The sequence below is a fragment of the Flavobacterium cheongpyeongense genome, assembly GCF_003202435.1.
GTDB lineage: Bacteria > Bacteroidota > Bacteroidia > Flavobacteriales > Flavobacteriaceae > Flavobacterium > Flavobacterium cheongpyeongense.
The window spans coordinates 1-16,143 of the sequence record NZ_QJHK01000025.1; the positions used below are offsets into that span (position 1 = coordinate 1).

The following is a 16,143-nucleotide window of genomic DNA, read 5'->3' on the forward strand; positions in this document are numbered from 1 at the left end:
TGTCCGAAAACAGATTTAGTCGAAAAATACTTATTTTTACCCATCGTTATTTGAATTTTGCAACTCTAAATTACGATGTTTTTTAAGAAGCCATTAATTTGGCTTCTTTTTTATCGGACAACAATGTATTGAAACCTAATTTTATAAATTCATTCGATTTTTGAATCATTGAAGACTTTTCGCTTCCATAATCATGAAATAAAATAATTGTTCCTTTTGAGTTTCTGGCTTTGATTAACCAACATTCAATTTCTTTATTACTTTTAAGTTTTACAGTGTGATATTGTTGAGGTGGGAATGCGACGTTTTTTGGTTTGGGATTATTAACACCAAAAAATAAAGCTTTTACCTTTTCAAACGAAGATAGTTTTCAGGACTTTTAGTTTTTTCAGATTTGTTTTCTGAAAAATGTGTGAATTTATAAGCGTGAAAAAAAGCAATACTATTCATTATTATAAAAATAACGAATAGTATTTTAAGAATTTTAGTTCCGTATTTAAGTAATTTCATTTAGAATATTATCTGAATTTTTGTATCTAAAATAATAATATTCTAAATCAAAAAGTTTAAATCAGCCCTTTTATTTTCGCATACTGCAACAACATAATTGTTTTGGCATCTGAAATCTCACCAGATTCAATCATCAAATAAGCTTCGTCAAAAGTATACTCAAGAACTTCAATGTGTTCTTGCTCAGCATCTAGTCCACCACCTTCGCTTACTTTTTTGCTCTCGTCATATTCGCCTGTAAACAAATATAAAATCTCTGTAACGGCTCCTGGTGACATATAAGTTTCCATCACTTTCTGTACTTTATCAAGTCGGTAGCCTGTTTCTTCTTCGGTTTCACGAATGATGGCCTGTTCAGGATTATCCTGATCTAAAAGACCTGCGCAAACTTCGATCATCATTCCGGTTTTATTTCCGTTAAGGAAAGTGGGTAAACGAAATTGTCGTGTTAGAATGATTGTTTTTTTGTTTGAATTATAGAGTAAAATAGCAGCACCATTTCCACGATCATAAATTTCACGGATATGAGTTTGTGGTGCTTCATTTTCTTTTTGATAGCTGTAGGTTATTTTATTCAAAATATACCAATTGTCAGATAGTAACTTGGTTTCGTTTATTTTAATTTCGGGATTTTTTCTCATTGTGAAATAGTTTTGTAAAAAAAACGCCCTGATTATCAGAGCGTTTAAATGTGTTATTTGGTTATTGTTTGTTTTCTGTCTGGTCCAACAGATACAATCTTGATTGGTACTCCAACTTCTTTTTCAATAAACTCAATATATTCTTTTAGCTCAATTGGCAATTCGTTATAAGTTGTCAAGCCCGTTAAGTCAGCTTTCCACCCTTTAAATTCCTTATAAATCGGCGTTACATTTTCCGGTTCGATATTGTAAGGAAAGTGAGAAATGTTTTGTCCTTTATAATTGTATTCTGTACAAACTTTTAAAGTTTCGAATCCTGAAAGAACATCACCTTTCATCATCATTAACTGGGTAACTCCGTTTACCTGTACCGCATATTTTAACGCTACAAGATCTAGCCAGCCACAACGTCTTTGTCTTCCTGTAACAGATCCAAATTCATTTCCAACTCTTGCCATTGTAGCACCAACTTCGTCAAAAAGTTCAGTTGGAAATGGTCCGCTACCAACACGTGTAACATAAGCTTTAAAAATTCCGTAAACTTCTTTGATTTTGTTAGGAGCAATTCCTAAACCAGTACAAGCCCCGGCAGCAGTAGTATTTGATGAAGTTACGAAAGGATAAGTTCCGAAATCAACATCTAACAATGAACCCTGCGCTCCTTCGCATAAAATAGATTTACCTGCTTTTTGAGCCTGGTACATATATTCTTCACTGTCAATAAAGTCTAATTTTTTTAATTCTTCAATAGCTTCAAAAAACTCTTTTTCAAGTTCAGCTAAATTATATTGAATAGCAACATCATAAAAAGCAATCATGGCTTCATGTTTGTCTGCTAATGCTCTGTATCTTTCTTTAAAATCTTCTAATTCGATATCTCCAACACGCAATCCGTTTCTACCGGTTTTGTCCATATAAGTTGGTCCAATTCCTTTTAATGTAGAACCAATTTTTGCTTTTCCTTTTGATGCTTCAGAAGCGGCGTCAAGCAAACGGTGTGTTGGTAAAATTAAATGTGCTTTTCTGGAGATAATTAATTTGCTTTTGATATCAAGGTTGAATTTCTCCAGACCTTCAATTTCTTTTTGAAAAACTACCGGATCGATCACAACTCCATTTCCGATGATGTTTACTGAATTTTTATGAAAAATTCCGGAAGGAATGGTTCTTAGTACGTGTTTTATTCCGTCAAATTCTAATGTATGTCCTGCATTTGGTCCTCCCTGAAAACGTGCAATAATATCATAATTTGAGGTAAGTACATCTACAATTTTTCCTTTACCTTCATCTCCCCATTGTAATCCTAGTAATAAATCTACGGTCATTCTGTTTTAATTTGCGTTGAGACAATTTAAGTTGTCCTACTGATTAATGTAGTTAATTTTCTTTTTTTTATTTTTTGAATAATGCCCTTTCCGGGAATTATTGATTTTGTTTTTTGTTTCCGTAGAAATAAAGTGAATGATTCGTAATTTCGATATCAAATATTTCTTCGATTGTTTTTTTGATTGTTTGAATTCTTGGATCACAAAATTCAATAACTTCTCCGGAATCAGTCATGATAATATGGTCATGCTGTTTGTCAAAATATGATTTTTCGTAGTAAGCCTGATTTTGCCCAAATTGATGTTTTCTAACCAATGCGCAGTCTAACAATAACTCGATCGTGTTGTATAAAGTAGCCCTGCTCACACGATAGTTTTTGTTTTTCATTTTGATATAAAGGTTTTCTATGTCAAAATGTTCTTCGCTGTCGTAAATTTCCTGAAGTATGGCATAACGCTCAGGAGTTTTGCGATGCCCTTTTTGTTCAAGATACATTGTAAAAACATTTTTTACAATTTCTTGATTCTTAGTGTTGTCAGTTGAAATGAGTGTCATATCCTGCAAAGATAATTTTTTATTTTTAATCAATAAAAGTTTCGGGTTTAAAGTTTAGTTACAAAACCCTTAGAGATAGGTTAAAAAGTTAGGTTCTGTATTCTCTTGTTACTTTGTCCACGCCATCAATTTTCTTAATTGCGCTGATCATTTTTTTCAAAATGGTATTGTTTTTTACAATTACGGCAATTTGCCCATGAAAAATTCCGGCATCTGTACTCAAGGAAATACTTTGAATATTGACGCTCATATTGTTCGAAATTACTTTTGTAAGCTGATTTGTAAGTCCTAAAACATCCATCCCGGTAATGTTGATAATCGCTTTAAACTCTTCCTGTGAAGAATCGATCCATTTGGCACTCATGATACGGTAAGCGTAGTTCGACTGCATCCCTATGGCATTCGGGCAATCTTTTTTATGCACTTTTATTCCTTCGTTTATGGTTACAAATCCAAAAACGTCATCTCCCGGAATTGGGTTACAGCATTGCGAAAGTTTATAATCGAGTTTATCATGCTCAGTCCCAAAAACCAGCATGTCATAATTACTGCTAATGACAGGCTTGTGAATATCCTCGGCAGCGGTATCCTTTGTTCTTTTAATTTTATTTTTGAAGAAATTGATAAAAGTATTGCTCTTTTGTGCCGCATAATCTTTTAATTGTTGATTTTCGATAGCGCCGATTCCAACACGATAAAATAAATCTAAACTTGTTTTTAGTTTAAAAAAATTGACTAATTCGTTTGTAACCTGTTCATTGAGCGTAACTTTTAAATGTCTTAATTTTCTGGTAAGTAATTCTTTTCCTTCTTCGGCAATTTTTTTGGTGTTCTCGTTAAGAACATTTTTGATCTTATTTTTAGCTCTTGAAGTTGTTACATAATCAAGCCAGTTTACGGTTGGTTTTTGATTGGCGGAGGTAATAACTTCGATTTGGTCACCGCTTTTGAGTTCGTGATTTAACGGAACCAAACGTCCATTGACGCGTGTTCCTCTGGTTTTTATTCCAATTTCTGAGTGAATACTAAAAGCAAAATCCAATGAAGTAGCACCTTTTGGCAATGATTTGATTTCACCTTTTGGTGTAAAAACGAAGATTTCTTTTGAATATAAATTCATTTTAAAATCTTCCACAAAATCAACTGCATTGGTTTCCTGATTTTCTAATGCTTCGCGCAAAAGGTTGAGCCATACATCCAGACCGCTTTCTTCTGAAGCGCCATTTTTGTATTTGTAATGTGCAGCATAACCTTTTTCGGCAATTTCATCCATACGCTCGCTTCGAACCTGAACTTCGACCCAACGCCCTTTTGGTCCCATAACGGTAATGTGTAGCGCTTCATAACCAGTTGATTTTGGAGATGAAATCCAATCGCGCAAACGGCTGGGACTAGGCCTGTAGTGATCTGTGACGATGGAGTATATTTTCCAGGCAATAAATTTTTCTTCGTGTGAATCACCTTTATAAACAATCCGAAGAGCAAATTTGTCGTAAACTTCATCAAAACTTACATTTTGGACACGCATTTTTCGGCGAATCGAATAAATTGATTTTGGTCTTCCTTTTATGATGTAATCAATATTTTCGGCATCTAAGGATTTTTTTAATACATCCGAAATGTCTTTAATGTAGGCATCCTGTTCTTCTTTGGTCTCTCTTATTTTACTTACGATATCTTCGTAGATAGCCGGTTCAGTATATTTTAAGCCTAAATCTTCTAATTTGGTTTTGATGTTATAAAGTCCCAAACGATGTGCAAGGGGAGCATAGATATATAAGGTTTCAGATGCAATTTTGGTCTGTTTATGCTCTACCATCGAGTCCATGGTCTGCATATTGTGAAGTCTGTCTGCCAGTTTAATTAAGATAACACGGACATCATCGTTCAGGGTCAGGATCATTTTTCGAAAATTCTCTGCCTGCATAGAAGCATTCAGATCCTTTTGAACCATTGAAATTTTAGTCAATCCTTCTACTAGTTGTGCTACTTTAGGATTAAAAATACGTTCAATATCTTCAACAGTAATAGGGGTGTCTTCTACAACATCGTGCAATAGAGCTGCAGCAATAGAAGTGGCTCCCAGACCAATTTCTGAGGCTACAATTTTTGCAACTGCAATAGGATGAAAGATATACGCTTCCCCGGATTTGCGTCTTTGCTCTTTATGGGCATCAACAGCTACATCAAAAGCTTTACGGATTAATTTTTTATCAGTGGGTGTTAAAGTTTGATAACTTATTCGGAGTAATTCTTTGTACTCTTGTGCAATTGCTTTGTTTTCTTTTTCTATATCTATTTCTGTCATAACGGCATGGTTCAAGTCCTAAAAATAAGGATTTGTTTGAATATACACAAGGAATGGAGTGTTGATTTTAGATCTTGGATTTTAGATTTTTTAGCTTGTCGAATCGAGTAAAGTCGAGATTGTTTTGTGTTTCAAAAGGACTTCGACTCCGCTCAGTCTGACAATATAAAAGTTGTCTTTTGTTAGAAAAATAAGTAAAAAAATATTTTAAAAAGGAGAAAGTAAAGTCGCAGACTTCTAATTTTCAATCTAAAATCTAAAATCTAAAATCTAAAATCTAAAATCTAAAATCTAAAATCTAAAATCTAAAATCTAAAACCCTCTTTGTCTTTTAGCTTCAAAAATCAAAATAGCGGCAGCCACGGAAACATTCATACTGTCAATTTCGCCCTGCATCGGAATAATGATGTTTTGTGTAGCGGCATCACGCCATTCCTGGGTTAATCCGGTGGCTTCTGTTCCTACCACCAAAGCAGTTGGAATGGTAAAGTTTTGTGTATGGTAGGAGGTTGAATTTTGTAATGTAGCGCAATAAAAATTAATTTTTTTATCTTTCAGAAAAGCAATAATTTCTGCCGTAGTTCCGGTTGCAATTTGATTGGTAAATAAACAGCCAACGCTCGAACGTACGATATTCGGATTGTATAGATCACTTTTTGGGTTTGCTATCAGAACAGCATCCAGGTTGGCTGCGTCGGCAGTTCGTAAAAGTGCGCCGATATTTCCCGGTTTTTCAGGTGCTTCAGCTACCAGAATCAATGGGTTTTCAGATAATTTTAAATCAGATAATTGTAGTGATTTAGTTTTAGCTACAGCCAAAATTCCTTCTGTAGTATCGCGATATGCCAGTTTTTGATACACCTCTTTATTGATTTCTATCATTTGAAGAGGCGAATTTACCAATTTATTGATTTCATTTTCTGAAACAAGTTCTGGTAAAAATAAAACAGATTCTATTTCATAACCGCCTTTTACAGCCAATGAAATTTCACGTAATCCTTCAATCAAAAAGGTTCCGGTTTGCTTACGGGCTTTTGATTTTTCCTGCAATAAAACAAGCGATTTTATAAACGGATTTTGGATTGATGTGATTTGTTTCATTGTTTGAGCAACTGAGTTTCTGAGGTGCTAAGGTACTGAGATTTTTATAAAGTTATAAAGATTTAAAAAGAATGATTTTTTATACTTTTCTTAATTTTTTGAAATTAAATATAGTTTTTGCAATCACAAGGATCAAAATGATAACTAAGGAAATCTGAATTCCTACACAGGTGTAGTAAATGTTTTTCACACCATTATCCTCATGTATTTGTAGATTGGCGGATAATGGCGGGTAAATTGTCCATCCTGCTTCAACAATAAGTAATTTTGTAACCGAAATTAAGTATGACATTACTATAATCATCAATGTGTTTGAAAATAGAAATATTACATTAATTATAGTGTTTTTTAATCTTGAAGTTAGTGCTCGTATTGAATAAACAATAAACAAAACGAGTGCGGTAGTTAAAAAAAGAATATTAACAGATCCGATAACAAAATAAGTATCATATCGTGGAATATTTACATCAATTGTAGAAGTGAAATCAGAGAAATTAAAAGGTAAAAAAGGATGCCAGATCACATAACTAATTACCAATAATAGGATTATCCAAAGTATTTCTTTTTTTAATATTTTCATGTCATTTTACATCTCACATTTTACAACCTTCATTTCACAATTTCGCTACAAAATCCCCCTCGACTTAATTTCCAAATACTTATTTATCGCATCCAAAGTCAGATTCTCTGGTTGTGTTAAAACCGAATGAATTCCGTATTTCTTCAGTTCATTCGCAATTAAACGTTTTTCGAACATAAATTTTTCGGCAATTACTTTGTCGTAAACTTCCTGAATCGTGTCGGTTTTTTTGTTGATGATTTCGTTCAGTTCTGTGTTACTGAAGAAAACGACAACCAATAAATGGCTTTTCGCAATTCCTTTTAAATATGGTAATTGACGGTTTAAGCCATCCATCGTTTCAAAATTGGTATATAGGATTATTAAACTTCGCTGGTTAATATTTTTCTTGACATCAACATATAAACGGCTGTAATCACTTTCAAAAAAATCGGTTTTGATATTGTATAAAGTTTCGAGGATTTTTTGCATTTGCGAACCTCTTTTTTCGGCAAAAACCCTGTTTTCAACCTTTTTAGAAAAAGCAAAAATTCCGGCTTTATCTTGCTTCTTTAAAATTACATTCGCCAAAACCAGCGTAGAATTAATAGCATAATCCAGTAAACTCAAACCGTTAAAAGGCATTTGCATGACACGCCCTTTGTCAATTGCAAGATAAACCGACTGCGATTTTTCATCCTGAAACTGATTGACCATCAATGAATTCTTCTTAGCAGTAGCTTTCCAGTTTAAAGTTCGAAGATCGTCTCCCTGAACGTATTCTTTGATTTGTTCAAATTCCATTGTATGCCCAATTCGGCGGATTTTTTTGATTCCGTATTGAAACAGATTATTTGAGAAAGCCAGTAAATCATATTTCCTTAACTGGATATAAGACGGATAAGTGGGTACCATCTTATCTTTATCGAAAGTAAAACGTCTTGAAATCAATTTTAAAGGCGAAGAAACGTAAATATTTAAATTTCCAAAGTAATATTCTCCACGTTCTGTTGGCCGTAAATCATATGTGGTTTTATCTTCGGCAGAAGCCTTAATTGTTTTTATGATTTTAAAATCACGAACCTGAAACTGAAATGGAATTTCATCAATTATTTTGACCGAAACAGGAAAAGTGTAATGATTTTTAATTGAAATTTTTAAGGGATTCAAATCGCCATTAGAAAGTTTTTCAGGCATTTCTCTCGAAGCTTCAATTCCGGTTCTGGCTGTATATAAAATCAAAATATCGAGTGCCATAAAAGTAATTAGTACCAAAATAACAAACCAGGCTCCGTTGTATAAAATCGAAAAAAAGAAAGCATAAACAAACAATCCGATGATGCCCAAAAGCACATAGAAAAAGAAGTTATTGAGATAAAGGCTTTTTATAAATTTCACGTTTTTATAATTTCAGTTTTTATTTCTTGATTTTACCCTGAGCGAAGTCGAAGGGTTTTTAAACTTGAAAGGGCTTCGACTACGCTCAGCCTGAAAATTTTAGTTTTCGGTTACAGTTTTCAGTCACAGTTTTTACTCATTCATTTTAGATGAGACTGAAACCTGAATGCTACCTTGGAATCTCTACTGCTTCAATAATCTGTTTAATGATTTCAGAGCTTGTAATTCCTTCCATTTCACGTTCAGGAGCAACAATCACACGGTGTTGTAAAACCGGTACAGCAGCTTCCTTAATATCCTCAGGAGTTACAAAATCACGACCATTAATGGCTGCAAAACCTTTCGAAGCATTCAAAATAGCAATAGAGGCACGAGGAGAGGCTCCTAAATATAAAAAGGCATTTTCTCTTGTGTTTACAACGATTCTTGCAATGTATTCCAGTAAATTTTGTTCCACTCTTATTTGTTTAATCAAAGCTTGGTACCCTTTTATTTCTTCCGCAGAAAGAATCGTTTTGATGGCTTCTAATTTTTCGTGATCCTGTAAAAGATGTTCTCTTTGGATTATCAGGATTTCTTCATCTAATTTTGGATAATCAATTGAGATTTTGAATAGAAAACGGTCCAATTGTGCTTCTGGCAAGCGATAAGTTCCTTCTTGTTCAATCGGGTTTTGTGTCGCAATTACCAAAAACGGAGTTTCCAACTTATAAGCTGAACCATCAATCGTAATCTGACGTTCTTCCATCACTTCAAAAAGAGCAGCCTGCGTTTTGGCCGGGGCACGGTTGATCTCATCAATCAAAATAAGATTTGAGAAAATAGGTCCCTGCTTAAATTCGAATTCGGAACTTTTTAAGTTAAAAATCGAGGTTCCCAAAATATCCGAAGGCATCAAATCTGGTGTAAACTGAATTCGGCTAAAGCCAATATTTAAGGTCTTCGACAATAATTTGGCTGTAATGGTTTTGGCAACTCCGGGAACACCTTCCAGTAAAACATGTCCGTTTGATAAGATAGCTACCAAAAGCTGGTCAATCATTTTATGTTGTCCTACAATTACTGTTTCAAGTTCTTTTTTAATACTGTTTACGTGATCTAAGAGCGGTGCCAGATTAAGTCTGGTTTCAAAATTCACATTTTCGTTAGTGATTTCAGTTTCTGTTGTATTGATATCGTCCATGTTTTGGTATGTTTTTCTTTTTGAATGAATTGCTGTTAAAAATATTAATGTAAAACTTTTTCTATGGCATTATTGATTCTGATTAGATCTTCTTCAAGACTGCCGTGGTAACTTTTTCGATGTTCGTTAATCAAAAATACAAGTTCCCTGATGTCGTTTTCATCTTTACCAGATTTTTGATGCAGTTTTTTAATAAAATCATCATCCAGTTTTGAAGTATCCATCAAATATTCATTTCGGATTCTTTCCAGAAGATAAATAATTTTTTTATCAATAATATTATCGTGATCGCCTTCCTGATAATATAGATTTCCGATTGTTTTGGTGAAATCAACAGTTAAATTAGGCAACGGCTTTAGTATCGGAACAATTCGTTGTTTTCGCTTGGCGTTAAAAAGAATAAAAATCACGATTGCAATTAAGGCCAGATAAAATGCTGATTTTAAAGCGGGCTGACTTAAAATATAGCGTAGTGGAGAATCCGATATTGATTCGCTGTTTTGTCCTTTTGTGTACCAGTAAACATCTCCTTTTGGGATATAAGAAAGAACGCCCTGAGCATATTGATAATGATCGTCTTTTAATAAGTGAAAATTAGAAAAAGCAGCGGGTTGGGTGTGTAAATAAAAATATCCGTTTACGTATGGAATCTTTATGAAATTGATGCGTTTTTGATCTCCTTTATTTCCCTGATAACCTAAAACGGTGGTGTTTAAAGTATCAATTTTCGAAAAATAATAATTCCCCATGCCTTCCGTCAGATGAAACTTTTTGGGATTTACTTTTTTATTAGCAAGCCAGACAGAGGTACTGTAGGAGTATTCAAAATCGGTACTGAAATCCACTTTTAAACTGTCTAATATGGGTTGAGGAAAGGTTTTCATACTCAGAAAAGCACTATTTCCATGCGAAACAAAATAAAACAGCTCTTTCATGGACTGGTCGTCAATCGAAGCAAATTCTGTGATATTAAGGAAAGTTCCTTTTATTTTATAAGTACCCACAACGGTATCAGGCACGTATTTGGAATCTAAAAACTCGTAAGGTGTCAGTGCTGAAACCCTTTCGAGTTTTTGCTGTTTTAAAAGTCCGTCAATTTCTTTATTGAAGATGTATAATCCAAACGGGATTTTATCGTTTACGGAATAGGTTGGGGTCCAGTCAATTCTTTTTTGGGAATTACTGCCTGCCAGTAAAATCAGGGCAAAAACCAAAACCAGTACAGCGATATAAATTTTCATCGATTTACCCATGGCTAAAGGTTTTTAGTGATTTTTTAAATTTGTTTTCGGCTTTTATGAAAGCGGTTTCATCAATTTCAAATTCGCCATACCAGATATAATTGTATAAATACGATAGGTAAGTAAATTCTTCTTTGTGGGTTGGGCTTTTGATTTCGTATAAATAATCGGAATTTGTTTTTTCGATGTCCCATTCGATATAATGATTTTTAGCCATTACTTTCAATAGCCAAAGATAGTAGTATCGAATTGCAATTCGTTTTTCTCCGGATTCAATGCTTTCTTTAATCAGTTTTTCAAAATCCAGAAGATGGATGTTTTTTTCCATATCAGAATAATGAATTACTTTTTGTTTTGCTTCTTTGCTGAAAATCCATTGTCCTTCTTTGTTAATTAAAGCTTTTACAATTAAATAAATTACAAAAATAATAATCAGTGCAGCTAATACTTTTAGCAAAATTGCGACAAAATTAAGTGAAGCCTGTGGGTTTTTAAATGAGAATATATTTCTGAAAATGCCAGCCAGCCATTCTTTAAAATGATCCCACCAATTTTTTTCAGGAGTTTTTTGTTCGTATATAAAGTCGTTTCCGGTATATTCTTTTTTAAAATTTTTCTCGAATGTTTTTTTCTCAATGGTATCTTCATCGACATAAATATCTGCTTCTGTATATTTTACAGAGCCGGATTTGACCAATGTATCCTGTGCATTTGAGCTGTTGCAGCAAAAAATAAAAAATAAAATAAGTAAAAATCTCTTCATTATTGGTTATGGTTAATTCAATTGACTTATAGTTGTTGTGTTTTTTTGTGAACAATAAAAGGATAAACCAAATAATAAAAAGAGATAATTCCCAAAGTAAAAAGAATGATAAAACTACTAAGCCAATTGGGCATATCAATAGAGTATCGGGTAATGAAACCTTCAAGAAATCCGGCACTAATTGTAAAAGGAAATGTACTGAGGAATATCTTGAAACTGTTTTTAAAGCCTATTTTAAAAGAATTTGCTCTTGAAAATGTTTTAGGAAATAAAATAGATGCTCCTAAAATAAATCCGGAAGCTGTTTCAATGACAATAGCAAAAATTTCCATTGAACCGTGAATCCAGATACCACGAACACTTTTCCAGAATACATTTTGTTCGTAAAAAAAATATTGAAACGCTCCTAGCATAATACAGTTTTGAAGTGAGATGTAAAGGGTGCCAATACCACCAAAAATCCCCCAGATATAACATCTTGCACCCACATAAAGGTTGTTTATGGTAATGCCTACGAAACTGCCCCAGTTACTTCCTGAAGCATAAACTGCTACAGGATTTCCTTTTTTAATATTGTCTAGAGTCATATTGACATATGCGTCGCCCAAAATCAACCTGACAAAATCCTGGTCATATCTCGCAGAAACTACCCCAATAGCGACGGTAACAAAAAATAAGGCAAACGCATACAGCAAATACCTTCTGTAGTCATAAACCAGTAAGGGGACTTCAGTCTTAAAAAATTCCAGAAACCTGTTTTTTTCTGCTCGTTTGGTTTTGTAAATCTTCTGATAAATCTGTGAGGCAAGATGATTTAAGTAAATAACGGTTTTACTTTTTGGATAATAGGTTTGCGCATACGACAGATCATTCATCATTTGAATGTACAAATTAGCTAACTCATCAGGATTTTTTTTAGCTTTACCAAAAATAGCCAGTTCAAATTCCAGCCATTTTTCTTTATTTTGTTTTATGAATGCAACTTCTCTCATCGAGGGCTAAAATATAAAATATGTCAGAATTATCTATTAATACAACGCAAAATGTTAAAATAAATTTTATTGCTGCTTCAGCAGGCGAACGAATAGGCTCTTATTTTATCGATTTGACTATTAAAATTGCCTATGGCATAGTGGTTTATCTTATTTTTTTCTATTGGCTGAATCTGGATCGTTTATTCCAAAAATTAGATCAATGGTCCGTTGGGACAATTTTTTTAGGGTTTTATTTTCCGGTTATGATTTATTCCCTCATTCTTGAAAGCATTTTTGAAGGACAAACGATAGGAAAAAAACTGATCAAAATTAAAGTAGTAAAAATTGACGGTTATCAGGCCGGTTTTGGTGATTATCTGATGCGTTGGTTTTTCAGGCTGATCGATATTTCTATTCTCAACGGAATTATAGCTCTGATTACGGTAGTTTCCAGTAAAAAAGGACAGCGATTAGGAGATATGGTAGCAGGAACATCAGTAATCACCTTAAAAAATAAAATTGATATCAGTCATACGATCTTAGAAGAAATAGGAGAGACTTATGTGCCTACTTATCCTATGGTGATAAAACTATCAGACAATGATATGCGTATTATAAAAGAAACATTTTTACGGGCAGAAGCAAAAAATGACTACGAGATCATTTATAAGCTGGTTCATAAAATAGAAAGTGTTGCGGGAATCAAAAATCAATCTATTGGTAATCCTACAGAATTCATCAGGACAGTTTTAAAAGATTATAATTTTTATACTCAGAATATGTAGGTTGTAAATGGCAGTATCAATGACAATATTAATATCAAATTCAATGAAAAAATGTTGATGTTAATCTCAGAAGCTTAGAATCTTAAGAAAATGTTTTATCTCTTAGATATTATCGGTACAATGGCTTTTGCCATGTCAGGTGCTTTAACGGCAATGCATAAAAGACTGGATCCGTTTGGTGTTTTTATCATTGCTTTTGTTACTGCAGTTGGTGGCGGAACGCTTCGTGATGTCCTCATAGGAAGAACTCCGGTGGGCTGGATGCTGGATCTAAAATACGTTTATGTGATTATTTTAGGCTTTGGATTGGCGGTTCTGTTTAGAAAAAAGTTTGATAAGCTTCGTACCTCCTTATTTTTGTTTGACACAATCGGGTTAGGCGTTTTTACCTTAATTGGTCTTGAAAAAGGAATCTCAATTGGTCTGCATCCTGTAATTTGTATCGCTCTAGGAACCATAACTGCCTGTTTTGGCGGTGTAATTCGTGATATTTTGTGTACAGAAATACCAACTATTTTCAGAAGGGAAATTTATGCTACGATTTGTATTTTCGGCGGAATTGTATTTTTTGCTCTGCAAAGTCTTGATTTGGATAAAGATATTCTATATTTAGCGACTTCTGTTGTCATAATTTCAGTACGTTTGATGGCTGTAAGATTCAAATGGTATTTGCCGGCACTCGATCATAAATAAAAAAGAAATTGAATAGATATTCTGTAAAAAAGTATACTGAAAACCATTATAAAACCTGGAATGACTTTATTGCTCAGGCCAAAAATGCTACATTTTTGTTTCATCGTGATTTTATGGAATATCATAAAGATCGGTTTGAAGATTATTCATTGATGGTTTTTGAAGGCGGGAAACTGGTTGCAGTTTTACCAGCAAATATAGATCAAGATACTGTCTACTCGCATCAGGGACTTACTTATGGAGGTCTGGTTTATAATGAGAAATTTAAACTGGCATCAGTAATTCAAATTTTTAAATGTATTTTGTTTTTTTTGAATTCCAGTGCTATTCAAAAATTACAAGTTAAATTGCTTCCTTCGGTTTACCATCAAAAGCCGTCTGAAGAACTGAATTATGCGCTTTTTTTGTCAGATGCACAATTAATTCGGAGGGATACTTTAACGGTTATTGATTTATCAACTTCTTATTCCTTGTCAAAAATTAGAAAAAGAGGTGTTAAAAACGGAATTTCTAATCGTTTGATTGTTAAAGAAGTGGATGGTTTTTATGATTTCTGGAATGAAATATTAATTCCTAATTTAGCCCAAAAACATCAGGCAAAACCCGTACATAGTTTAGAGGAAATAACGAAATTGAAAGCTTTGTTTCCTGAAAAAGTCCGTCAGTTTAATGTTTATCATAATGGGACTATTGTTGCAGGAACTACTGTTTTTGAAAGTTCAAATGTAGCTCACAGCCAATATATTTCAGGTATAGAAGATAAAAATGAATTGGGTGGAATTGATTTTTTGTTTTACATATTGATTACTGATGTTTTCAAGAACAAACGATTTTTCGATTTTGGAATCTCAAATGAAAGTCAGGGCAGAAAACTCAATGAAGGGCTGTCCTATTGGAAAGAAAGTTTTGGAGCTAGTACCATTGTGCATGATTTTTACGAAGTTCAAACATCAAATTATAGTTTATTAAATAACGTTTTGATATGATTTCCTTTTTAGATTTAAAAAAAATAAACGAACCTTACGAAACTGCTTTTCAGGAAAAACTGAAATCGGTTTTAGAGAATGGCTGGTATATTTTAGGAAAGGAAACAGCGGTATTCGAAAGCAATTTCTCCAGTTATTGCGGAACAAAATATGGTATAGGGGCCGGTAACGGTTTTGATGCCCTTGTTTTAATTTTTAAAGGGTATATCGAATTAGGAAAACTTAAAAAAGGGGACGAGGTAATTGTTCCGGCAAATACCTATATTGCAAGTATTCTTGCAATTTCACAAGCAGATTTAATTCCGGTTTTAGTTGAGCCAAGGCTCGAAACGTATAATATCAATCCTGATTTAATTGAAAGTAAAATCACTTCAAGAACCAAAGCTATTCTGGCCGTTCATCTTTATGGACAATTAGCCGAAATGAATGCTATCCATAAAATTGCAAATCAAAATAATTTATTAGTAATCGAAGATGCTGCTCAGGCACATGGTGCTGTTTTAGCCGAAAGCCGAAAGCCGAAAGCCGAAAGTAAAAAATCCGGAAACTTATCAAATGCTGCAGCTTTTAGCTTTTATCCCGGAAAAAATTTAGGTGCTTTGGGAGACGGGGGAGCTATTACCACCAATGATGCTGAACTGGCAAAAGTGCTTTTTTCGCTTCGAAATTATGGTTCTGAAAAAAAATATCATAATGAATTTATTGGTGTAAATTCAAGATTAGATGAGTTACAAGCTGCTTTTTTAAATTTAAAATTGCCCAATTTAGATAACGAGAACCAAAAACGCCGGGAAGCTGCCAAACGCTATCTTACTGAAATAAAGAATGATAAAATAATAGTACCTTTTTGGGATTTGTCTGAAAATCATGTGTTTCATTTGTTTGTGATCCGAACTGAAAATAGGGATCAATTACAGCAATATTTGTTAGAAAACGGAGTTCAGACGATGGTTCATTATCCTATTCCGCCACATCAGCAAAAAGCTTTTTCAGAATGGAATACTTTATCTTTTCCAATTACAGAAAAAATACACAATGAGGTTTTGAGTTTGCCGATGAGTCCGGTTTTGACAAATGATGAGGTAAGTTTTGTTGTTGAAATTTTAAATCAATATTAAAA

The 16,143-nt window shown here is 33.5% G+C and carries 15 protein-coding genes; 4 read left to right on the forward strand and 11 right to left on the reverse strand.

Features of this window, described 5'->3' with window-relative positions; translation table 11 throughout:
- Positions 1–566: 566 nt before the first annotated feature.
- The 11 genes from DMB65_RS19445 to DMB65_RS19495 all read right to left on the reverse strand — a co-directional run bounded on the left by DMB65_RS19445 (position 567) and on the right by DMB65_RS19495 (position 12,577).
- Positions 567–1,151, reverse strand: a complete 585-nt coding sequence (locus DMB65_RS19445) for an NUDIX domain-containing protein (RefSeq protein ID WP_110308300.1) — start codon at positions 1,149–1,151, stop codon at positions 567–569.
- A 53-nt stretch (positions 1,152–1,204) separates the two neighbouring features.
- Entirely contained in the window at positions 1,205–2,476 is a 1,272-nt protein-coding gene (locus DMB65_RS19450; protein ID WP_110308301.1) for an adenylosuccinate synthase, read from the reverse strand.
- Between the two features lie 97 nt (positions 2,477–2,573).
- The gene (locus tag DMB65_RS19455) at positions 2,574–3,032 is read right to left on the reverse strand and encodes a Fur family transcriptional regulator (RefSeq protein ID WP_031453777.1); all 459 of its coding nucleotides are present in this window, start codon (positions 3,030–3,032) and stop codon (positions 2,574–2,576) included.
- An 88-nt stretch (positions 3,033–3,120) separates the two neighbouring features.
- On the reverse strand, positions 3,121–5,340 hold the full coding sequence (locus DMB65_RS19460) for a RelA/SpoT family protein (protein ID WP_110308302.1): 2,220 nt from the start codon (positions 5,338–5,340) through the stop codon (positions 3,121–3,123).
- A 312-nt stretch (positions 5,341–5,652) separates the two neighbouring features.
- Positions 5,653–6,441, reverse strand: a complete 789-nt coding sequence (locus DMB65_RS19465; RefSeq protein WP_110308303.1) for a TrmH family RNA methyltransferase — start codon at positions 6,439–6,441, stop codon at positions 5,653–5,655.
- Between the two features lie 79 nt (positions 6,442–6,520).
- The gene (locus DMB65_RS19470; protein ID WP_110308304.1) at positions 6,521–7,021 is read right to left on the reverse strand and encodes a hypothetical protein; all 501 of its coding nucleotides are present in this window, start codon (positions 7,019–7,021) and stop codon (positions 6,521–6,523) included.
- Between the two features lie 45 nt (positions 7,022–7,066).
- Positions 7,067–8,398, reverse strand: a complete 1,332-nt coding sequence (locus DMB65_RS19475) for a DUF58 domain-containing protein (RefSeq protein ID WP_196239583.1) — start codon at positions 8,396–8,398, stop codon at positions 7,067–7,069.
- Between the two features lie 169 nt (positions 8,399–8,567).
- Complete coding sequence (locus tag DMB65_RS19480; RefSeq protein ID WP_110308305.1) at positions 8,568–9,581, reverse strand: AAA family ATPase; 1,014 nt, start codon at positions 9,579–9,581, stop codon at positions 8,568–8,570.
- 44 nt (positions 9,582–9,625) lie between these two features.
- Positions 9,626–10,834 (reverse strand): DUF4350 domain-containing protein, encoded by a 1,209-nt coding sequence (locus DMB65_RS19485; protein ID WP_110308306.1) that lies wholly within the window; start codon positions 10,832–10,834, stop codon positions 9,626–9,628.
- The gene (locus DMB65_RS19490) at positions 10,827–11,585 is read right to left on the reverse strand and encodes a DUF4129 domain-containing protein (protein WP_110308307.1); all 759 of its coding nucleotides are present in this window, start codon (positions 11,583–11,585) and stop codon (positions 10,827–10,829) included. Before DMB65_RS19490 ends, DMB65_RS19485 begins: the two co-directional genes overlap by 8 nt.
- 26 nt (positions 11,586–11,611) lie before the next feature.
- The gene (locus DMB65_RS19495) at positions 11,612–12,577 is read right to left on the reverse strand and encodes a stage II sporulation protein M (protein WP_110308308.1); all 966 of its coding nucleotides are present in this window, start codon (positions 12,575–12,577) and stop codon (positions 11,612–11,614) included.
- Positions 12,578–12,597: 20 nt separating this feature from the next.
- Between DMB65_RS19495 and DMB65_RS19500 the strand changes: the two genes are divergently transcribed.
- The 4 genes from DMB65_RS19500 to DMB65_RS19515 all read left to right on the forward strand — a co-directional run bounded on the left by DMB65_RS19500 (position 12,598) and on the right by DMB65_RS19515 (position 16,141).
- Positions 12,598–13,344, forward strand: coding sequence for an RDD family protein (locus DMB65_RS19500; RefSeq protein WP_110308309.1), 747 nt, complete (start codon positions 12,598–12,600; stop codon positions 13,342–13,344).
- A gap of 90 nt (positions 13,345–13,434) precedes the next feature.
- Positions 13,435–14,037 (forward strand): trimeric intracellular cation channel family protein, encoded by a 603-nt coding sequence (locus tag DMB65_RS19505; protein ID WP_110308310.1) that lies wholly within the window; start codon positions 13,435–13,437, stop codon positions 14,035–14,037.
- 8 nt (positions 14,038–14,045) lie between these two features.
- Positions 14,046–15,023 carry a GNAT family N-acetyltransferase gene (locus DMB65_RS19510; protein ID WP_110308311.1) on the forward strand — a complete coding sequence of 326 codons (978 nt, stop codon included), beginning with the start codon at positions 14,046–14,048 and terminating at the stop codon, positions 15,021–15,023.
- A complete protein-coding gene (locus DMB65_RS19515; protein ID WP_110308312.1) occupies positions 15,020–16,141 on the forward strand; it encodes a DegT/DnrJ/EryC1/StrS family aminotransferase in 1,122 nt (373 codons plus the stop codon). The genes DMB65_RS19510 and DMB65_RS19515 overlap by 4 nt, the downstream gene beginning before the upstream one ends.
- The last annotated feature ends 2 nt before the right edge of the window (positions 16,142–16,143 follow it).